Below are 18,638 nucleotides of genomic sequence, written 5' to 3'. Positions count from 1 at the left end.
CGTTCTTGGCGGAGTGCGGGGCGGTTCAGTTGCGTTTTTCCAGCTCGGCGCGCAGGCGCTCCTCGCGCTCGCGCAGTTCCGGGGTGAACTCCTCGCCGAAGTCCTCGGCCTCGAAGACCTGGCGGATCTCGATCTCGGATTCGCCGTCGAATGGGTTCGGGCATCGCTTGACCCACTCGATGGCCTCTTCCAGGGAGGCCACCTGGAACATCCAGAAACCGGCGATCAGCTCGCGGGTCTCGGCGAAGGGGCCGTCGATCACCGTCCGCGCGTTGCCGGAGAAACGCACCCGGGCGCCCTTGGCGCTGGGCTGTAGCCCTTCGCCGGCGAGCATCACCCCGGCCTTGACCAGTTCCTCGTTATAGCGGCCCATCGCCGCGAGCAGTTCCTCGCTGGGCATCTCGCCGGCTTCGGAAGCCTGGGTGGCCTTGACGATCACCATGAATCTCATCTGCGTTCTCCTTGTTGTTCTGCGCAATGACGGCCCGTTCTGGCCCGCCTCCCGAACTGGTCGAACGGCAGGCCGGCGGATCGACAGGCGACGGCGGTTTTTTCGCTGGCCGGGGCAGTATAGGAGGCCCGCGCCGAGCGGCCGGGGTGGCCGACGAGCGTCGCTGCGGAGTGTGCCGACCGCTGGGCGGGCCGCGCCAGCCGTGGCCTGCAGGGCTTCTACACTGTTCCGGCAGAGCCATTTCCGCGAGCCTCGGCATGCCCCGTATCGTCTTCGCCCCGGCCATCCAGCGGCACGTCGCCATGCCCGCGCTGGACGTCGGCGCCGCCACCGTCGCCGCCGCCTTGCAGGCGGCCTTCGCCCGCGAGCCGCGCTTGCGCGGCTACCTGCTCGACGACCAGGGCAGTCTGCGCCGGCATGTGGCGCTGTTCGTCGATGGCGTGCAGGTCCGCGATCGCCGGGGATTGGGCGATCCGCTCCAAGACGATAGCGAGATCTACGTGGTGCAGGCGCTGAGCGGCGGTTGACCAACAGAGGAGGACATCCGGTGAGCGAGCGACTCTATGTCGGCACCCGCAAGGGCCTGTTCGAGCTGCGGCGCAACGCGGCGGGCCAGTGGCTGCCGATGGCCAGCCACTTCCTCGGCGAGCCGCTGAGCATGCTCCTCGCCGACCCGCGCGACGGCGCGCTCTACGCGGCGCTGAATCTCGGCCATTTCGGCGTCAAGCTGTGGCGTCGCGACGCCGGCGCGACGGACTGGATGGAATGCGCGGTGCCGGTCTATCCGCCGCAGCCGCCAGCGGCCGAACCGCTGGAAGGCCAGGCGGCGGAGCCACCCTGGTCGCTACAGCAGTTGTGGATCCTCGAGCCAGGCGGCGCCGACCGGCCCGGCACGCTGTGGGCCGGAACCATCCCCGGCGGCCTGTTCCGTTCCGACGACCGTGGCGCCAGCTGGCGCCTCAACCGCGAACTCTGGGAACGACCCGAACGCGCCCAGTGGTTCGGCGGCGGCTACGACCATCCCGGCATCCATTCCATCTGCGTCGACCCACGCGATAGTCGCCACCTCACCGTCGCGGTGTCTTGCGGCGGCGTCTGGCAGAGCCACGACGACGGCCGCAGCTGGACCTGCACCACCAGAGGCATGCGCGCCGACTACATGCCGCCGGAGCAGAGCGAGGAGGCGGCGATCCAGGACCCGCACCGCCTGGTGCAGTGCCAGGCGCGCCCGGAGTTCCTCTGGGTGCAGCACCACAACGGCATCTTCCGTTCCCGCGACGGCGGCTTGCATTGGCAGGGCGTGGTCGCCGAGCCGTCCAGCTTCGGCTTCGCCGTCGCCGTGCATCCGCGGCAGCCGGACACGGCCTGGTTCGTCCCGGCGACCAAGGACGAATGCCGCATTCCCAGGGACGCCCGTTTCGTGGTCACCCGCACCCGCGACGGTGGCCACAGCTTCGAGACCCTCGAGCGCGGCCTGCCCGATGGCCCGGCCTACGACCTGGTCTACCGCCACGGCCTGGACATCGACCCCAGCGGCGAGCGCCTGGCCATGGGCTCGACCACCGGCGGCCTGTGGCTCAGCGAGAACGGCGGGGAGGACTGGCAGCAGCTCTCCGCCAACCTGCCGCCGATCTACTGCGTGCGCTTCGCCTGAGCGCGCGGCGCTGGACAGCCTCGGCGTGCTTGCATAAGTTCGTGGGTTTTCGCCAAGGAGCCCACCCCATGAGCCTCGAATCCGTCCGGCGGTTCTTCGCCGAGAAAGCCCCGGACCTGCGCATCATCGAGCTGGAAACCAGCACCGCCACCGTCGCCCTGGCCGCCGAGGCCCATGGCGTGGAGCCGGGGCGGATCGCCAAGACCCTGTCGCTGCGGGTCGGCGAGCGCACCGTACTGGTAGTGGCGCGCGGCGACGCGCGGCTGGACAACCGCAAGATCAAGGCCGCCTTCGGCGGCAAGGCGAAGATGCTCGGCGCCGAGGACGTGGTCGAGCTGACCGGGCACCCGGTCGGCGGAGTCTGCCCGTTCGGCCTGGCGACGCCGCTGGCGGTGTACTGCGACGTCTCGCTGCAAGCCTTCGACGAAGTGCTTCCGGCCGCCGGGGCGGTGCACAGCGCGGTCCGCATCGCCCCGCAACGGATGGCCGAGCTGGTGGATGCGCAGTGGGTCGATGTGTGCCAGGAAGTCCTCCAGGAAGCCTGACGGCAACTGCCGGGCTCAGGCCAGATTGAGCTGCCAGGACACCCCGAAGCGGTCGGCCAGCCAGGCGAAACGCTGGCTGAAGCCGTAGTCGCCGAGCGGCATCAGGGCCTTGCCGCCGTCGCTCAGGGCCTCGGCCAGGCGCTCGATCTGCGCGTTGCTCTCGCAGTCGACGAAGAAGGAGAACGCCGGGGTGAAATCGAAGGCGTGCCGCACATGGCTGTCGATGCAATGCACGCTCTGGTCGCCGAGGCGGAACAGCGCCTTCAGCACCGAGCCCTCCGGGCCCGGCCCCTCGGCGCCGTAGCGTTGGATCTGGAGGATCTCGGCGTCGTCGAACAGTGACAGGTAGAAGTTCATGGCCGCCTCGGCCTGGCCCCCCTGGAACATCAGGAAGGGTCGTACGCGTGCGCTCATCGCGGTCTCCTCTGGAAGGCTGGCTCGAGGCTAGAGCCTAGCTCACCACGTTGCGGGTGAAACGCACCACCTCGTCGCCGTCGCCGTCGTTGACGTAGGCGTACGGCTGGTCGCTGGCGAAGGCATGGAAGTCGCCGGCCTCGATGCGCCGTTCGCCGTCGGCCAGTTCCAGGCGCAGGCGACCTTCGATGACCAGAACCATCTCCCGCCAGCCGGCGGCGTCGGGTTCCGATACGTAGCGCTCGCCCGGTCCCAGCGACCAGGCCCAGAGTTCCACCTCGCGCCGCGCCGGTGCGCTGGCGAGGAGGGTGGCGCGGCTCTCGGGGTGGTGGCCGACCCAGGCCACCGCATTGATCCGCGAGCGGTCGGTGGCCGGTGCCTGGACCAGGTCGGGGAACAGCACGCCGAGGGCGGCGGCGATACGGTCGAGGGTCGACAGGCTGACATTGACGTCGCCGCTCTCGATGCCCACCAGCATCCGCCGGCTGACACTGGCCGCGCGGGCCAGCGCTTCCTGGCTGAGGCCGGCTTGCAGGCGCAGGCGGCGGACGTTGCCGGAGACATGTTCGAGGACGCTGGGGCGTTCGGTAGGGTTGGGCAATATATTGCTCACTGTCGCGGTTTTGCGCATTATAGTGCACATCCCGTTTCCCGCAGTCCATCGGGCTGCTTCCCACTGCCGGACCTCTTCCATGACCTCCACCTCCCGCGGCCTCGCCGGAACGCTGTTGCCGGTCGGCCTGCTATTGATCGCCATGGCCTCGATCCAGAGCGGCGCCTCCCTGGCGAAAAGCATGTTCCCCCTGGTCGGCGCCCAGGGCACCACGGCCCTAAGGCTGTTCTTCGCCGCGCTGATCCTGCTGCTGCTCCTGCGTCCCTGGCGCAAGCGCCTGAGCCTGCAATCGCTGCGCTCGGTGGTGGTCTACGGCATCGCCCTGGGCGGCATGAACCTGCTGTTCTATCTCTCGGTGCGCACCGTGCCGCTGGGCATCGCGGTGGCCCTGGAGTTCACCGGGCCGCTGCTGGTGGCGATCCTCTCCTCGCGGCGCCTGCTGGACTTCCTCTGGATCGGCCTGGCGGTGTTCGGCATCTGGCTGTTGCTGCCGCTGGGCAACAGCGCCGAGCCGCTCGACCTGGTCGGCGCCGCCTATGCCCTCGGTGCCGGCGTGTGCTGGGCGCTGTACATCCTCTTCGGCCAGCGCGCCGGCGCCGACCATGGCGCCCAGGGCGCCGCGCTGGGGGTGCTGGTGGCGGCGATCCTGGTTGTGCCGATCGGCGTCGCCCACGCCGGCGCCGACCTCCTCGACCCGGCGCTGATCCCGTTGGCGCTGGGCGTCGCGGTGCTCTCCACGGCCTTGCCCTACACCCTGGAAATGGTCGCGCTGACCCGCCTGCCGGCGCGCACCTTCGGCACCCTGATGAGCATCGAGCCGGCCTTCGGCGCGCTCTCCGGGCTGCTGTTCCTCGGCGAGCGGCTGAGCCCGACCCAATGGCTGGCCATCGGCGCGATCATCCTCGCCTCGGTCGGCACTACCCTCAGCGTCAAGTCGCGTGGCGCCGCCCCGGCGCTACCGGCCAAGGACTGAGGCGGCCTCCGCGTCCTCCCGCTGCAGGCGCTCGTGCTGGCGGATGAAGCGCCGCGCGCTGCGCGCCAGGCGGATGCAGAGCATGATCGCCGCGCCGGTCAGGCCCACCACCAGGCCTTGCCACAGACCGCGCGGTCCGGTGGGTTCCTGGAACCAGTCGGTGAGGCCGAGGCTGTAGCCCACCGGCAGGCCGATGCCCCAGTAGGCGAACAGGGTCATGATCATCGTCACCCGGGTGTCCTGGTAGCCGCGCAGGGCCCCGGCGGCGGTGACCTGCAGGGCGTCGGAGAACTGGAACAGCGCGGAGAACACGATCAGCGAGGCGGCGATGGCGATCACCGCCGGGTCCGGCGAATACATCGCGGCGATCTGCTCGCGCAGCAACAACATCAGGCTCGCCGAGACGCAGGCGTAGCCCAGCGCCGCGGCCATCCCCACGCCGGCGGCGAAGCGCGCGTCGCGCGGCAGGCCGGCGCCGAGGTTGTGGCCGACCCGCACGGTCACCGCCATCCCCAGCGAATAGGGAATCATGAACACCAGCGCGCTGAAGTTCAGGGCGATCTGGTGGCCGGCCACCACGTTCTCGTCGAGCCCGCCGATCAGCAGGGCGATCACCGAGAAGATGCTCGACTCGGCGAACACCGCGATGCCGATCGGCAGGCCGACCGCCACCAGCGGGCCGATGGTCGCGCGATCCGGCCACTCCCAGCGCGAGAACAACTGGCTGGCGCGGTAGATCGAGGCCTTGTTCACCCAGAACAGCATGCCGAGGAACATGAACCACATCACCGAGCCGGTGGCCCAGCCGCAGCCGGGGCCACCCATCTTCGGCATGCCGAAGTGGCCGTAGATCAGCGCGTAGTTGATCGGGATGTTCAGCAGCAGCCCGCCGATCCCCAGCACCATGCTCGGCCGGGTCCGTCCCAGGCCGTTGGTGTAGCAGCGCAGTACGTGGTACAGCGCCGCCGCCGGGAAGCCCAGGGCGATGCCCTTGAGGTACAGCAGGCTCGGCCCGATCAGTTCCGGGCGCACTTTCATCAAGCCGAGGATCGGCTCCGACAACCACCACAGCACCGCCCCCGACAGCGGTCCGATCAGCAGCGCCAGCCACAGCGCCTGGCGCACCAGCGGCCCGGTGCCGGGCTGGTCGCCGGCGCCATGGCGCTGGGCGACCTTGGCCGTGGTGGCGAGCAGGGTGCCGGTCATCAGCAGGAACATCGGGATCCAGATCGAGTTGCCCAGCGCCACCGCTGCCAGGTCGTGCGGACTGGCGCGCCCGGCCATCACCGCATCGACGAAGCCCATGGCGGTGGTCGCCAGTTGCGCGATCATGATCGGCGCGGCGAGGGTCAGCAGTTCCTTGAGTTCGGCGCGGATGCGCAAGCCACGGGAAAGGGGCAGGGCGGGGCTGTTCACGGCAGTCCTTGTCTGGGCAGGGGAACCGCGTAGTTTACGGGTTGACGGGGTGGTCAGGAAGGGTCAGCAGGGTCGTGCCGGTTGCCCAGCCCCCCACCGCGCTACGCGCAGACAAACGACCCCGCGCTGCCCGCTTGAGGCCCGACCCCGTAGGGCGAATAACCGCCTGGCGGTTATCCGCCGGATACCCGTGACAGCGGCGGATGACATGCCCTGGAAACGCCGGACATCTCCCCCAGACTTTTCCGCAGCCTCTCTCAGACGCCCAGGAATTGGATAAAAAACCAGTAGGAGGAAGATGGAGGGGTCGCCAAGTCTGTTTTCTTGGGGGCAGAAAAGACGCGAGCCGCAGGTGCAGGAACACCTACGACCCGCTAACCAGAGACCAGCTTAACGATAGGAGCTGACCCATGGCTAAGGCCGATGATACGTCGAATCCCGCAATAACCGCACAGTCCCCTTCCACCTTCATCCCCCTGCGACGCACCTCGCAATGCAACCAGCACCCCGGTTGCGCCACCCTCTACCTGGACAGCAGCGCAGCCAGCGAAGACCTGTTCGACACCGCCCGCCGCCGGCTGGAGTCGGCGATCGGAACGCTGAGCGTCCTCGACCTGCTCGACGAAACCGAAGAGCCCGGTGAAAGCATCTGCCGCATCACCGGTTCCCTGCTGTCGTTGCTCAGCGACGCCCTGTCACTGTTCGAGGCGGAATACGCACGCAGACACCGATAACCGACGGAGGCGGTGCCCCCCGGCAAGGCCGGGGGGTTGAGTAGCGGGGCGAAAAGGGGATCCCTCTCCGCCCTGGCTCGGCAGTTGCGCGGTCGGGCGAAAGCCACCTGCCCGCTACGCACGCCAACCCAGGCAATCCCTGACGATGACCGGTCTTTCATCTGCGACTGTTTCTCATTTACACTCGACCCCCATTCTTCGGAGCCAGGCTCCTTTCCTGGGTGCATCGTGCCGTTCGATCCCGCCAAGCCGACGCTGTTGTCCACACTGGTTCGTCACTACGAGGAACTGGTCGACCATGTTCGCCGGCGCTTCGGCGACCGGGGCATGGCGCGCGAAGTGGTGCACGACGTGTGCGTGCAGTTGCTCGAACGCGACGAGAAGGAGGACGTGCACACGCCCCTGGCCCTGCTGCGGAAAATCTCCCACGACGCCGCCGTGAGCCGCTATCGTAGCGACCGTCGTCGAACCGCCTGGGTGGAAGCCGTCGCCGAGCTTCCGGAAGTCGCCTGCATGGCGGCGACGCCCATGGGTCGCCATGAGGCCGAGCGCGAGTTCCAGGCACTGGTCGACGCCATCGCCACGCTTCCTCCTCGCTGCCAGGCCGTTTTCGTCATGCACAAGATCCACGAAGTTCCCCAGGCGCAAGTCGCCGACCGCCTCGGCATCTCCGTCAAGACCGTGGAAAAGCACCTGCGCCTCGGACTGGCGGCCTGCCGGGAACGGCTCGGCCGCGGCGAGGCACGGCCATGACCCAGCCCTCGAAACGGAATGGGCAGGTTCCGCTGGACGACGCCCTGGAGCGCCATCGCGACGCGCTGAAGGACCTGTTCCCGCTGCCGCCCTCCCGGCCGAAATCGCGCAAGGCAAGCAAGGCGGCCGGCGTCGCGCTATTGCTGGCGCTGGCCATCGGCGCCCTGGCCTGGCTGGACCCGGCCTACAAGCGCGAGCGCTTCGCCACCGCCATCGGTGAGCGGCGCGACGTGACCCTGGCTGACGGCAGCCAGCTCCTGCTCGACAGCGGCAGCCAGATCGAGGTCAGTTGGCACCCGCTCAGCCGTCGGGTCGCGTTGCGCGCGGGGCAGGTGCTTTTCGAGGTATCCCCGGCGCGCTATCGGCCCTTCGTGGTGTCCGCGGGTTCGACCGACATCCGCGTGCTCGGCACCCGGTTCAACGTGCGCCGCCTGGACGACGATGTCCGCGTGACCCTGGAGCGTGGCCGGGTGGAGGTCGGCACCTCGGCTACGGCGCAAGCGCCAGTCGTGCTCCTGCCGGGCCAGCAGGTCGATGCCATTGGTGGGCAACTGATGCCGCTGGCCAAGGTCGATGCCGCCACGGCGATGGCCTGGAAAGACGACCGCCTGGTCTTCGAGCGCACGCCCCTGGGCGAAGCCGTCGCGCTGCTGCGCCATTATCGCAAGGCGCCCATTCTCCTGGACGACCCCAGCCTGGCCTCCCTCCGGCTGACCGGCGTCTTCGCCGCGCACAACGCCGACCGGCTGCTCGACCTGCTGCCGAGCATCCTTCCCGTGGCCGTGTCGCGGCAGGAGGACGGCAGCGTCGAGATCCAACGCAAATCGACGCGAAAATAATTCTCGGACGCAGGTAGGGTTTCCCGCGCGCCGTGGCGGCTATCCAGGAAAAGCCAACCTGCATAGGAAATCGAGACGTGCATTTTTCCCTCCGCAGTCGCCACCTGCGTCCTTCATTGCTCGCCAGCAGCCTGCTCCTGGCGGTGTCGGCCCAGGGCCAGGAAAAGCTCGACGTGGATCTGCCCGCCGCGCCGCTCGGCCAGGCGATCAACGCCCTCGCGCAACAATCCTCGGTACAGATCCTTTTCGCCGGCGATCTCGGCGCCGGCCGCCAGGCGCCCGCGCTGAAGGGGCGTTTCACCCCCGAAGAGGCATTGCGCCAGTTGCTCAGGGATAGCGGCCTGAAGGCGCAGGCCAGGGACGAACATACCTTCATCGTCGTTCCGGCCAGCGAAGCCGCCGTGCCCGCTACGCAAGCCCGCAGCGAACCGCTGGACATGGAGCAGATGGAAATCACCGCCTCGCGCACCAGCAGCGACCTGGTCTCCGCCACGCGCCAGTCCACCGTCATCGAGCATGCCCAACTGGAGGAGCTGCGCCAGGGCTCCGACAGCCTGGCCACCGTGCTGGCCAAGGCGGTGCCGGGGATGTCCGATTCCAGCCGCACCATCACCGAATACGGCCAGACCCTGCGCGGGCGCAGCATGCTGGTGATGGTCGACGGCGTGCCGCTGAACACCAACCGCGACTCCTCGCGCAACCTGGCCAACATCGACCCGGCGCTGATCGAGCGGATCGAGGTCATCCGTGGCAGCAGCGCCATCTACGGCAGCGGCGCCACCGGCGGGATCATCTCCATCACCACCCGTCCGGCCGGCGGCGAGAACCGCGCGGAAACCCGCCTCAGCGCCACCTCGTCGCTGACCCGGCTGGGCAGCGATGGCCTCGGCGGCCAGTTCCAGCAATACTTCGCCGGCTCCCTGGGGGCGCTCGACTATTCGTTCGACTTCGGCACCCGTCACGTCGGCGCTTCCTACGACGCCCATGGCGACCGCATCGCCCCGGAACCCAGCCAGGGCGACCTGTTCGACTCGAACGTCTACAACATCGGCGGCAAGCTCGGCCTGCGCATCGACGAGAACCAGCGCGTGCAGCTCGCCCTCAGCCACTACGACGCCCGCCAGGACACCGACTACGCCACCGACCCGAGGGTCGCCAGGCTGCCGCCGGGCTCGGTCCCGGCCAACGCGATCAAGGGCCTGGAGCTGGACGAGCAGAACCGCATCCGCAACACCCTGGCGAACCTCGAGTACGAGAACCTCGACATCCTCGGCAGCCGGCTCTCCGCGCAGCTCTACTACCGCGACTATTTCACCCGCTTCACTCCGTTCGACGCCCGCGCCGTCTCCACCCGCGGCGGCAATGTCGACCAGATCATGCAGAACAGCGAAGTGTTCGGCAGCCGCCTGACCCTGCGCACGCCGCTGGGCGAAAGCGGCAATACCGAACTGGTCTGGGGCGGCGACTACAACCAGGAACGCAGCGACATGCCGCTCGACGTGTTCGACCCGGCGGCCTACGACGCCAGCGGCGGGCTGGTCTTCGACAAGATCGGCAAGCTCACCTACATGCCGCCGCTACGCACCCGCAGCGCCGGCGCGTTCGCCCAGTTGCAGCATCGCTTCGACGAACACTGGTCGATCGACGGCGGCCTGCGCTACGAATACTCCACCGCCGAATTCGACGACTTCGTCCCGCTCTCCGAGTCCAAGGCCGCCTCGCCGGTGACCGTCAAGGGCGGCGACCTCGACTACGACGCGGTGCTGTCGAACCTCGGCATCGTCTATTCGCCGGTGGCTGGCCAGGAAATCTATGCCTCCTTCAGCCAGGGCTTCCAGTTGCCCGACGTCGGCATCCAGCTGCGCAACGCCCGCCGTGGCTTCGATATCGGCTCCTCGAACCTCGAACCGGTGAAGACCAACAACTACGAACTCGGCTGGCGCGGCGCCATCGGCGGCAACACCCTGGGCAGCCTGGCGCTGTTCTACACCACCTCCAAGCTGGGCGACGTGCAGAGCTTCAACAACGGCCTGATCCTCACCCGCACCAAGGAGCGCATCTACGGCGTCGAGGCCAGCGCCGACTGGCTCAGCGACGACGAAGTCTGGGGCGCGGGCGGCAGCGCCACCTGGATGCGCGGACGCGAGAAGCCGGACGGCAAGGACTGGCAGGACATGACCGGCTACCGCGTGCCGCCGCTGAAGCTGACCGCCTACCTGCAATACAAGCCGGATGCCGACTGGAACAACCGCCTGCAGGCCACCTTCTTCGACTCCAAGGACTACCGTCTCGACGGCGTGGAAAGCTTCGGCCGGCGCCAGGTCAGCACCTACACCACGGTCGACCTGGTCAGCCAGTACCGCATCACCCCCGACGACCAGTTGAGCCTGGGCATCCAGAACCTGTTCAACCGCGACTACTACCCGCTCTACAGCCAGTTGCTGCGCAACAACAACAACAACAGCCACCTGCCGGCGCCGGGCACGGTGCTGACGGCGAGCTATACGCACAACTGGTGAGGGGAGGGCGGAGCCACCGGGCCTGGGCCCGGTGGGTGTCTGGGCCGCGGCGTCGAGGGCTGCACGCCTTCGGAGAGAGGACGGTTGGGGGCGGGTTCTTGCGGGGGCGGCAGCTACCGGCCAATTGCGCTCAGTGTGCTGGGCACTCAGGGCCTGGATTGCGCGAAATCCCATACATCCTCCGGCCTGGAGAGCTTAGGGTTCGGAGTCGGGTGTGCCATCTTTGGCTGGGTAGGGATGCTCGGCGTGATACGCCGCATAGACTTTCTGAACCTCGGGATCATCGAGGTTTTCGTAGGTAATGTTCTCACCATCCATACCATCGAGTCCGTTGATTTGCCCGATGATCTCAGGCCACTGATCACGGCTGTGGATAGGCACAACGAATGGGACAAGGTAGCGGTCCAGGTGACCCTTGCCAGGATTGTGAATCTCATCGTCCAGGGCCTGGAGATAGTCGTCCTTACATGTGCTGGCCCAGTCGATGGCAAAGCCGGCTCGATAACTGAGCTCCATGTAGAACAGCAGAATCGAGCGTCCGTTGCCGTCTAGAAAGGGATGCGCAAAGCAAAGAAGTCCCATGACCTCACCGGGCTTCTGCATGAATCCCTGCTTCTTGCTCGCCAGGCTCAGGGCATAGTCCACCGCGCGTTCGATCATCGCGGGACTTTCGAAGAAGGTACGTCTGGGGGCGCCCTTGGGACCTTTCCAGATAGAAAGATGAGGGACCAGCTCGAGACGGTCACGCCCGGCCCAGGGGTAGAATTTCTCGAACAACAACCTGTGTACCTGCAAAAGGGCCTGGTAGTTCAGGTTCTTTGTGCGTTCGAGATAGGAAAGGGCTTCATCGAGCCCCATTTCGAAGGAGAAGTGTTCGTTTTCCTTCACTTCCGCCGGATCTTTCAGACCCAAGCTGTTGCGCAGGTAGCCAGTCGTTTCGAAGTCACCAAAGGGATCGAAACTCATCCACCAGGTATCTCTTTCGCCTTGCGCTTCTCGATGACGTAGCGGCGCTGGAGATCGAACGCCTGGGACTTGCTTAGTGCGCCTTTGCGCTTGAGGTTGATCAGCATCTGCTCAACGCTATCGAGAGATACCGAGTCGCCGGCCAGGCACGTGATGGTGAGCGCCATCCGGCTCAGACCATCGCGCTCCGCGCTAACGCCATTGGCCTGGGCAAGTCTCTGAATTTCGGTTGCGACTAAGCCTTTGCTCTTTTTCATCGGTAAACCTCTTTCCATTCCGCAACTTTAGCATCAAAGCCATACATACGCGGGACCGCTCGACAGCACGAACTCGGCTGCCCCAGCACGTCAGTGTCGCGGCACGCATCCTCCAGCCCTGCATCGAGTGTCCGCTCACGACCGGTTTGCCTGCGACGAATGGGCTCAGAACACGACCTGCCCCGACATGCCCGGCTGCACCTCACCGCCGATCCAGATATCGCCGCCGATCTGCTCGACGCTTATCCGCCCCCGGCGACCCAAGGCCGTGCCCTGGCTCGCCGTGTAGCGCCCGGGCATGACTCCCGTGCCGATCAGCCATTGCGCCAGGCTCGCGTTGAGGCTACCGGTAACGGGGTCTTCATTGAGTTCCTCGCCCATGAAGGCGCGCACTTCCACATCCGCCTCCGCCTGGGGACCTTGCCAGGGCGCGACCACGCCCACGTTGAGCCCGTCGAGCTTCGCGTAGTCCGGGCGAATGGCCAGGACCTCGTCACGCGTGGCCAGCCGAACGGCGACCCAGCCGGGTCCGTTGTCCACCCATTGGCTGCCGAGTACCTGCCCCGGGGACAGGCCAAGCCCGCTCTCGATCCGTCGCAACACCTCGTCTTCGACCGCTCCGCCACGAAGCAGGGGAGGCGCCGCGAACGACAGCAAGGCGCCCTTGCGGCGGATGCGGATCAGGCCCGCCAGACACTCCTGGACGATCTCGTCAGCAGCATTGCCGCCCCCCTGGTTCAGCCAGACCTGGCAGCTTCCCAGCGTCGGATGCCCGGCAAAGGGCAACTCCCGCAACGGGGTGAAGATCCTCACGCGATAGTCGGCTTCGGCAACGGTCGGCCGCAGCAGGAAGGTCGTCTCGCTCAACTGGGTCCAGGCGGCGAACTCGAGCATCTGCTGGCTGCTCAGGCGGTCGGCGCCAATCACCACGGCAACGGCGTTGCCTTTGAAGGGCTGTTCGGAGAAGACATCGACTTGCTCGAAGGGTAACGAAACCGGCATGGAACCTCCTGTTGTTGTGGCGGGGGAGGATAGGGCAGGGGCGGATGTCTGAAACCGGGGCACAGACTTTCGAGGGGCTTGGGGCTTCTTGTCGGGGCAGCAATCGGCCAGAAGCGGATTCAGGTAGACAAGATCATCTGCCTCTGCCAACCAAGCGATGCAATGGAAAATTCGGCCACGACAGGTAGCAGTGACCCACGGCAATGTCATAGCTGCCCCGCATATACGAGCGTACCTTTTACCTAATTGATAGGGAGATCAGGGCGATGATTTCGCACAAATTTGCAGATCATTCAAATGTTCAAGTTGTGCCGGAGAGACCTCCATCGAAGCGCAGGTTCGCCGCGACACAATGTCCTTTGAGTTCATCCGTCAGAGGCTCCGCGTCAAACAAGAATGCCAAATGTGCTAGGTGTGATGTTGCTGAGCTCATTAGCGGAACAGAATTCAAATCACAGTCTCATGCGACGTCGTACAGGTGGCTCACTGTGGGGGCAACACATTTTGCGTTGCGGAACCGAAGGGAATCACACCGATCGATGGCACTTTGACGCTAGCCAGAGCTAGTCCTATAGTGTTGCTATAACCACATACCTCAAAGGGATGTTGAGATGAAAAAACGTGATTTCCTGCTGCCCCTTGCCACCCTGACCGCCGCCGTTACCGCCAACCAAGCTTCGGCCTCCACCGTGATACCCGAGACCGATCAGGCTGACGAAAGCATGTCCATCGAGAACCACGGCGTGACACTGCCAATTGTTAACTTTGGCGAGCAAATGGTCACCGGTCGCCACGGTGACAACCTCTTTGGCTTCGTCCTCAAGCGTGGTGAGGACGGCAAGATGGTCGCTGCGCATTACTCACATAGCTCGCACGCTTCCCATAGCTCTCACAGCTCACACTATTCGAGCCGCTAATGGCTGGTCTCGCTGAGCTGACCTTCGATAGTCAGTTGTATGGTACCGAAGCGATCCAGAAGGCGGCATATCGCTCTATGCATGCCTTCACGGTCGATATTAAAGTCGATGGCGGGATCATCCTTTGCAAGCTGATCGGCAACATCACAACTGAGCAAGACGCGTTCGAACGGGCTGTCGAAGAGTTTCGCAAGGACGTCCTCGACTATCAGCTGCGTGCGCAGCTTCAGATTGAAACCGCTCCCATCCGAAACCTCATCATGGGATTGGCTTTCTCCAACGCCAGGCTGAACTGGAGTGAGTAAATTCCAGGGACTGGATGTCTATACCCGGCGAGATCGGTATGAGTTGCTGCCGTTCAAATTCGATCGCCTCGTAGGTGATGACTATGTCATTACCAACATGACCGGCGAACATCTTGTCGTGCCGATGCCTGAGCTGCGCGCCCTCCTCTCTAAAGCTCTTACCTCTGAGCATCCGCTCTATGCGTCGCTGCGTGCGAAGCATTTCATCCGATACTCCGATGAGCAGGCGCCGCTGGATCTTCTTGCGCTGAAACTCCGCACACGATTATCGCGGCTGACAGGCTTCACCAGTCTGCACATCTTTGTCGTGACACTGCGCTGTGACCATAGCTGCCCGTACTGCCAAGTGTCCCGGCAAATGGACGGGGAAACCTCGTTCGACATGACGCCAGAGATGGCGGACAAGTCGCTGGATTTCGTTTTCCGATCTCCCAACCGAGCGATCAAGATCGAATTCCAGGGGGGCGAGCCGCTCTTGAATTTTGAGATGGTGCGCTATGTGGTCGAGGCCGCCAAACGACGTAACCTGGTTGAAAAGCGTGATCTGGAGTTTGTCATCGCCACGACCCTTTCACTGCTCACCGACGAAGTCCTTGAGTTCTGCCACAAGCACGACATCATTCTATCGACCTCGCTCGATGGCCCTGCAGATCTACATAATGCCAATCGCCCGCGTATCGGTCGCGATAGCTTCGAGCGCTTCGAAGCAGGATTGGCCAAGGCTCGAAACGTTCTTGGCGTGGACAGAGTCAGCGCCCTGATGACTACCACGGATAAGAGCCTGCCTCGCGTCCGTGAAATCATCGATGAATACCTCCGCCTGGGCTTCAACGGTATTTTTCTAAGGGCACTTTCTCCGTATGGTTTTGCGATCAGAACTCGCAAATTCATGACCTACGATACGGAGCGCTGGCTGGAATTTTACAAGGAAGGCCTCGCGTACATCCTTGAGTTGAACAAGGCGGGTATCCCCTTCGTTGAGCACTACGCATCGCTGATCCTGAAGAAGATGCTGACTAGCAATGACCCCGGCTACGTCGACCTGATGAGCCCCGCTGGCGCCGGCATCGCGGCGATCGTCTTCAACTACGATGGATCGGTTTATGCCTCGGACGAGAGTCGGATGCTCGCAGAAATGGGTGATCAGTCGTTCAGGCTGGGCAACATCCTAACTGACAGCTACGAAGACATCATCCTCTCCGATGCGCTACTCGATGCCTTGGAGCAGTCTTTTACCCTAAGTGCGCCGATGTGCTCTGACTGTGCCTTTGAGCCCTATTGCGGCGCCGAGCCGGTCTTCCACCACGCCATTTTCAAAGATGTCTTGGGCCGGAAACCTGAGTCTTCGTTCTGCAAGCGGAACATGACGATCTTCAAACACCTCATCGGCCTGATGCAGTCTGATGCATCCACGCGCCGCCTCTTCATGCAGTGGGCCAACGCATGCTGAAACTCGCGGGGAAAGTCGGTCGAATCCAACTGATCGAAGTCCGAGATCGCCCGTTACTGCTGCAGGTGAGCACCAATCTGGGGCTCCCGAAGGTGCTGCGAGAGAATCGGGCGTTCCTGATTTCTTCGCAGGACATTCCGGAAGGCTACCAGCACTACCTCATCCCGGAATCTCTCGAATGGCGTGCTCAAGAGCTGGAAGGCAAGAGGTCCTTCACCTTGCTGCCCAATGACTACGACTACTTGGGCCACAACGACATCATCCGGTTGGACGGCCAGGCGATTAGAGTACTTTTCAGGGCCAACTCTGGTCATAACTCGTTACTGGTGACCGAGCAATGCAACCACTATTGCCTGATGTGCTCTCAACCACCCAAGAATATCGACGACAGCTGGATCCTCGATGAACTTGAGGCGCTGATACCCCTAATCCCCAGGGAAACGCCCGAGGTAGGTTTTTCAGGTGGAGAGCCGACCCTGGCTGGTATTCGATTCATCAATCTCATAAAGATGATGAAATCGTATTTGCCACGAACTGTTGTTCACGTGCTCTCGAATGGCAGGACATTCGCTGACGAGAGCTTTGCTCGCCAGTATGCGGAGATAGACCACCCCGACATCATGATCGGAATCCCACTCTACTCCGATGATCCCGACCTGCATGACTACATCGTTCAAGCACCGGGAGCATTCCAGGAAACCGTGCAAGGGATCCTCAACCTCAAGCGTCTTGGTCAAAAGGTTGAGATTCGGATCGTGCTGCACAAACAGTCAATCAGTCGCCTGCCGCAGTTGTGCGAATACATCGCAAGAAACCTACTGTTCGTCGATCACGTGACGCTGATGGGGCTGGAGATGATCGGCTTTACACGCGCCAATTTGGACGCCCTGTGGATCGACCCCATTGACTACCGGGATATTCTCAGTGAGGCGGTTGGCATTCTGGCAGCCTATCGCATGAACGTGTCTGTCTATAACCACCAGCTGTGTCTGGTGAGCAGCGATGTACTTCCCTATTACCGCAAGTCCATCAGTGATTGGAAAAACGAGTACGTACCTGAGTGCGAGGGCTGTGCGCGCAAATCGCAGTGCGGTGGTTTTTTTGCTTCTGGCGTGCGCAATGGTTACAGCAGAGCGATAACCCCTTTCCGAACATGACAGGCGGTTAGGCTGTACAGTCGCAGGAAGCACGGGGGCCCATGGATCTAGCTGACTTTCGATGTTAGAAAGTTGCCGTTTATCCGCTATGGGTTGGTAGCAGACCTCGGCGAGCGGCAGCTTCCGACCCGTTGCAGCCATTGGAAAAACCGCGTCTGATGACGGGGCAGCAAATTGAACGCCCACTCCACAAGCAATTTCCCGCCCCCACGAATCCAGATCGTGCCTACACACCGTCACGACGCAGTTACAGCATCAGGAATGCCCACACTCCCTGCGGCAGCGACATGAGTGGCTTCCCCTCCGCCAGTGTGCTCAGGAGTGCCTGGCGGAGGGCCGGCCGCGCTACACCCAGCGCCGGAACAACAGGCTGGCATTCACCCCGCCGAAGCCGAAGCCATTGGACAGCGCGTGTTCCATCGGCCAGCGCCGGGCTTCGCCGCGAACCAGGTCGAGGCCCTCGGCGTCGGTGTCGGGCGTTTCCAGGTTGAGCGTGGCGGGGGCGAGCTGGTCGCGCAGTGCCAGGACCGTGAAGATCGCCTCGATGCCGCCGGCGGCGCCCAGGAGGTGGCCGGTGGCGGATTTGGTCGCGCTGATGGCGAGCCCGCTGCCGGTGCCGAACACGGCCTTGATGGCGGCCAGTTCGCCCTTGTCGCCTACCTGGGTGGAGGTGGCGTGGGCATTCAGGTGCTGCACCGCGGCCGCTTCCACGCCGGCCTGGCGCAGCGCCTGCTGCATGGCCCGGCGGGCGCCGCTGCCATCTTCCGGCCCGGCGGTCATGTGGTAGGCGTCGGCGCTGGTGCCGTAGCCCACCAGCTCGGCGATGGGCCTGGCGCCGCGCGCCAGGGCGTGCTCCAGTTCCTCGATGACCAGTAGGCCGGCGCCTTCGCCCATGACGAAGCCGTCGCGGGCCTGGTCGAAGGGGCGCGAGGCGCGTTCGGGGCTGTCGTTGAAATCGCTGGACAGGGCGCGCGCGGCGGCGAAGCCGGCCAGGCTGACCCGGTGGATGGTCGCTTCCGCGCCGCCGCAGAGCGCCACGTCGACCTCTCCCGCGCGGATCATCCGCGCCGCGTCGCCGATGGCTTGCACGCCCGCCGCGCAGGCGGTCACCGGGGCGCCCAGCGGTCCCTTGAAGCCATGGCGGATCGACACATGGGCGGCCGCCATGTTGCAGAGAAAGGACGGGATGGTGAAGGGCGACAGGCGTCGCGGTCCCTTGCCGTCGGTGGTCCGCACCGCTTCGGCGATGGCATGGAAGCCGCCCACCCCGGAGGCGATGACGGTCGCCGTGCGCTCCTGCGCCTCGGCGCTCTGCGGCGCCCAGCCGGCCTGGGCCAGGGCCTCTTGCGCGGCGGCCAGGGCGAAGAGGATGAAGCGGTCCATCTTGCGTTGTTCCTTGGCGGCCAGCAGCAGGTCGGGATCGAAGCCGGCCTGCGGGTCCTGGACACGGTCGGGGACCTGGCCGCCGATGCTGATGGGCAGGTCGCCGATCAGCTCCGCCGGGAGCCTGGCGATGCCCGATTGCCCGGCCAGCAGGCGTTGCCATATGGGTTCGACTCCGCAGCCCAGCGGGCTGACCGCGCCCATGCCGGTGACGACGATACGTTTGCTCATGAGGTTCCGAGTCCTTCTGTTCCGTTGGAATAGCAGTCAGTGGACGTAACTATCATCAT

General features: G+C 64.7%; 20 protein-coding genes. 12 read left to right on the top strand and 8 right to left on the bottom strand.

Annotated features, from left to right (window positions below; genetic code table 11):
- Window positions 1–25 precede the first annotated feature (25 nt).
- Window positions 26–451, bottom strand: a complete 426-nt coding sequence (locus tag ACI766_RS18315) for a YciI family protein (RefSeq protein ID WP_003086910.1) — start codon at window positions 449–451, stop codon at window positions 26–28.
- 257 nt (window positions 452–708) lie between these two features.
- Here ACI766_RS18315 and ACI766_RS18310 point away from each other — a divergent pair, with 257 nt between their 5' ends.
- The 3 genes from ACI766_RS18310 to ACI766_RS18300 all read left to right on the top strand — a co-directional run bounded on the left by ACI766_RS18310 (window position 709) and on the right by ACI766_RS18300 (window position 2,650).
- Window positions 709–978 carry a MoaD/ThiS family protein gene (locus tag ACI766_RS18310; RefSeq protein WP_003086912.1) on the top strand — a complete coding sequence of 90 codons (270 nt, stop codon included), beginning with the start codon at window positions 709–711 and terminating at the stop codon, window positions 976–978.
- Window positions 979–998: 20 nt separating this feature from the next.
- Window positions 999–2,105, top strand: a complete 1,107-nt coding sequence (locus ACI766_RS18305) for a WD40/YVTN/BNR-like repeat-containing protein (RefSeq protein ID WP_003120473.1) — start codon at window positions 999–1,001, stop codon at window positions 2,103–2,105.
- Window positions 2,106–2,173: 68 nt separating this feature from the next.
- Window positions 2,174–2,650 carry a YbaK/EbsC family protein gene (locus ACI766_RS18300; protein WP_003086914.1) on the top strand — a complete coding sequence of 159 codons (477 nt, stop codon included), beginning with the start codon at window positions 2,174–2,176 and terminating at the stop codon, window positions 2,648–2,650.
- A gap of 15 nt (window positions 2,651–2,665) precedes the next feature.
- Here ACI766_RS18300 and ACI766_RS18295 read toward each other — a convergent pair whose 3' ends face one another.
- Together ACI766_RS18295 and ACI766_RS18290 are read right to left on the bottom strand one after the other, a co-directional pair.
- Window positions 2,666–3,064 carry a VOC family protein gene (locus ACI766_RS18295; RefSeq protein WP_017148866.1) on the bottom strand — a complete coding sequence of 133 codons (399 nt, stop codon included), beginning with the start codon at window positions 3,062–3,064 and terminating at the stop codon, window positions 2,666–2,668.
- Between the two features lie 37 nt (window positions 3,065–3,101).
- Window positions 3,102–3,758, bottom strand: a complete 657-nt coding sequence (locus ACI766_RS18290) for a helix-turn-helix domain-containing protein (protein WP_025324842.1) — start codon at window positions 3,756–3,758, stop codon at window positions 3,102–3,104.
- Between ACI766_RS18290 and rhtA the strand changes: the two genes are divergently transcribed.
- Window positions 3,757–4,650, top strand: coding sequence for a threonine/homoserine exporter RhtA (gene rhtA / locus ACI766_RS18285; RefSeq protein ID WP_003086919.1), 894 nt, complete (start codon window positions 3,757–3,759; stop codon window positions 4,648–4,650). The genes ACI766_RS18290 and rhtA overlap by 2 nt on opposite strands.
- Here the strand turns inward: rhtA and pmpM are convergent.
- Window positions 4,633–6,066 carry a proton-coupled multidrug efflux MATE transporter PmpM gene (gene pmpM, locus ACI766_RS18280; protein ID WP_003112388.1) on the bottom strand — a complete coding sequence of 478 codons (1,434 nt, stop codon included), beginning with the start codon at window positions 6,064–6,066 and terminating at the stop codon, window positions 4,633–4,635. The genes rhtA and pmpM overlap by 18 nt on opposite strands.
- A gap of 410 nt (window positions 6,067–6,476) precedes the next feature.
- Between pmpM and ACI766_RS18275 the strand changes: the two genes are divergently transcribed.
- From ACI766_RS18275 to ACI766_RS18260, 4 genes are all read left to right on the top strand, one after another.
- The gene (locus ACI766_RS18275) at window positions 6,477–6,800 is read left to right on the top strand and encodes a hypothetical protein (protein ID WP_003082848.1); all 324 of its coding nucleotides are present in this window, start codon (window positions 6,477–6,479) and stop codon (window positions 6,798–6,800) included.
- 228 nt (window positions 6,801–7,028) lie between these two features.
- A complete protein-coding gene (locus ACI766_RS18270) occupies window positions 7,029–7,553 on the top strand; it encodes an RNA polymerase sigma factor (RefSeq protein WP_003086922.1) in 525 nt (174 codons plus the stop codon).
- Window positions 7,550–8,392: a FecR family protein gene (locus ACI766_RS18265; RefSeq protein WP_003101998.1), complete on the top strand. Its 843-nt coding sequence runs from the start codon at window positions 7,550–7,552 to the stop codon at window positions 8,390–8,392. The genes ACI766_RS18270 and ACI766_RS18265 overlap by 4 nt, the downstream gene beginning before the upstream one ends.
- 77 nt (window positions 8,393–8,469) lie before the next feature.
- On the top strand, window positions 8,470–10,911 hold the full coding sequence (locus ACI766_RS18260; protein WP_412828462.1) for a TonB-dependent siderophore receptor: 2,442 nt from the start codon (window positions 8,470–8,472) through the stop codon (window positions 10,909–10,911).
- Window positions 10,912–11,106: 195 nt separating this feature from the next.
- Here the strand turns inward: ACI766_RS18260 and ACI766_RS18255 are convergent, their stop codons facing one another.
- From ACI766_RS18255 to ACI766_RS18245, 3 genes are all read right to left on the bottom strand, one after another.
- Entirely contained in the window at window positions 11,107–11,877 is a 771-nt protein-coding gene (locus ACI766_RS18255; RefSeq protein WP_003449601.1) for a Fic/DOC family protein, read from the bottom strand.
- Window positions 11,874–12,134, bottom strand: a complete 261-nt coding sequence (locus tag ACI766_RS18250) for a hypothetical protein (protein WP_003102002.1) — start codon at window positions 12,132–12,134, stop codon at window positions 11,874–11,876. Before ACI766_RS18250 ends, ACI766_RS18255 begins: the two co-directional genes overlap by 4 nt.
- Window positions 12,135–12,299: 165 nt before the next feature.
- Window positions 12,300–13,136 (bottom strand): PhzF family phenazine biosynthesis protein, encoded by an 837-nt coding sequence (locus tag ACI766_RS18245; RefSeq protein WP_003109588.1) that lies wholly within the window; start codon window positions 13,134–13,136, stop codon window positions 12,300–12,302.
- A gap of 611 nt (window positions 13,137–13,747) precedes the next feature.
- On the opposite strand from ACI766_RS18245, the gene hxsA2 reads away from it, so the two are divergent.
- From hxsA2 to hxsC, 4 genes are read left to right on the top strand one after another with little or no spacing between them, the layout of a single operon-like run.
- Window positions 13,748–14,053: a His-Xaa-Ser repeat protein HxsA2 gene (gene hxsA2, locus ACI766_RS18240; protein WP_003449607.1), complete on the top strand. Its 306-nt coding sequence runs from the start codon at window positions 13,748–13,750 to the stop codon at window positions 14,051–14,053.
- Window positions 14,053–14,358 (top strand): His-Xaa-Ser system protein HxsD, encoded by a 306-nt coding sequence (hxsD, locus tag ACI766_RS18235; protein WP_003449610.1) that lies wholly within the window; start codon window positions 14,053–14,055, stop codon window positions 14,356–14,358. The genes hxsA2 and hxsD overlap by 1 nt, the downstream gene beginning before the upstream one ends.
- Complete coding sequence (hxsB, locus tag ACI766_RS18230) at window positions 14,351–15,808, top strand: His-Xaa-Ser system radical SAM maturase HxsB (protein WP_031684774.1); 1,458 nt, start codon at window positions 14,351–14,353, stop codon at window positions 15,806–15,808. The genes hxsD and hxsB overlap by 8 nt, the downstream gene beginning before the upstream one ends.
- Entirely contained in the window at window positions 15,802–16,965 is a 1,164-nt protein-coding gene (gene hxsC / locus ACI766_RS18225; RefSeq protein WP_003449616.1) for a His-Xaa-Ser system radical SAM maturase HxsC, read from the top strand. Before hxsB ends, hxsC begins: the two co-directional genes overlap by 7 nt.
- A gap of 345 nt (window positions 16,966–17,310) precedes the next feature.
- Here the strand turns inward: hxsC and fabF are convergent, their stop codons facing one another.
- The gene (gene fabF / locus ACI766_RS18220; RefSeq protein ID WP_033873303.1) at window positions 17,311–18,579 is read right to left on the bottom strand and encodes a beta-ketoacyl-ACP synthase II; all 1,269 of its coding nucleotides are present in this window, start codon (window positions 18,577–18,579) and stop codon (window positions 17,311–17,313) included.
- Window positions 18,580–18,638 lie beyond the last annotated feature (59 nt).

The sequence above is a fragment of the Pseudomonas sp. DL genome, assembly GCF_047199225.1.
Classification (GTDB): Bacteria; Pseudomonadota; Gammaproteobacteria; order Pseudomonadales; family Pseudomonadaceae; genus Pseudomonas; species Pseudomonas aeruginosa.
This window is presented reverse-complemented; position numbering and strand designations above follow the sequence as displayed.

Coding starts and splice junctions, on each gene's coding strand:
- ACI766_RS18315 (WP_003086910.1), bottom strand. CDS start 451: ATGAGATTCATGGTGATCGTCAAGGCCACCCAGGCTTCCGAAGCCGGC.
- ACI766_RS18310 (WP_003086912.1), top strand. CDS start 709: ATGCCCCGTATCGTCTTCGCCCCGGCCATCCAGCGGCACGTCGCCATG.
- ACI766_RS18300 (WP_003086914.1), top strand. CDS start 2,174: ATGAGCCTCGAATCCGTCCGGCGGTTCTTCGCCGAGAAAGCCCCGGAC.
- ACI766_RS18295 (WP_017148866.1), bottom strand. CDS start 3,064: ATGAGCGCACGCGTACGACCCTTCCTGATGTTCCAGGGGGGCCAGGCC.
- rhtA (WP_003086919.1), top strand. CDS start 3,757: ATGACCTCCACCTCCCGCGGCCTCGCCGGAACGCTGTTGCCGGTCGGC.
- ACI766_RS18290 (WP_025324842.1), bottom strand. CDS start 3,758: ATGGAAGAGGTCCGGCAGTGGGAAGCAGCCCGATGGACTGCGGGAAAC.
- ACI766_RS18275 (WP_003082848.1), top strand. CDS start 6,477: ATGGCTAAGGCCGATGATACGTCGAATCCCGCAATAACCGCACAGTCC.
- ACI766_RS18265 (WP_003101998.1), top strand. CDS start 7,550: ATGACCCAGCCCTCGAAACGGAATGGGCAGGTTCCGCTGGACGACGCC.
- ACI766_RS18255 (WP_003449601.1), bottom strand. CDS start 11,877: ATGAGTTTCGATCCCTTTGGTGACTTCGAAACGACTGGCTACCTGCGC.
- ACI766_RS18250 (WP_003102002.1), bottom strand. CDS start 12,134: ATGAAAAAGAGCAAAGGCTTAGTCGCAACCGAAATTCAGAGACTTGCC.
- ACI766_RS18245 (WP_003109588.1), bottom strand. CDS start 13,136: ATGCCGGTTTCGTTACCCTTCGAGCAAGTCGATGTCTTCTCCGAACAG.
- hxsA2 (WP_003449607.1), top strand. CDS start 13,748: ATGAAAAAACGTGATTTCCTGCTGCCCCTTGCCACCCTGACCGCCGCC.
- hxsD (WP_003449610.1), top strand. CDS start 14,053: ATGGCTGGTCTCGCTGAGCTGACCTTCGATAGTCAGTTGTATGGTACC.
- hxsC (WP_003449616.1), top strand. CDS start 15,802: ATGCTGAAACTCGCGGGGAAAGTCGGTCGAATCCAACTGATCGAAGTC.
- fabF (WP_033873303.1), bottom strand. CDS start 18,579: ATGAGCAAACGTATCGTCGTCACCGGCATGGGCGCGGTCAGCCCGCTG.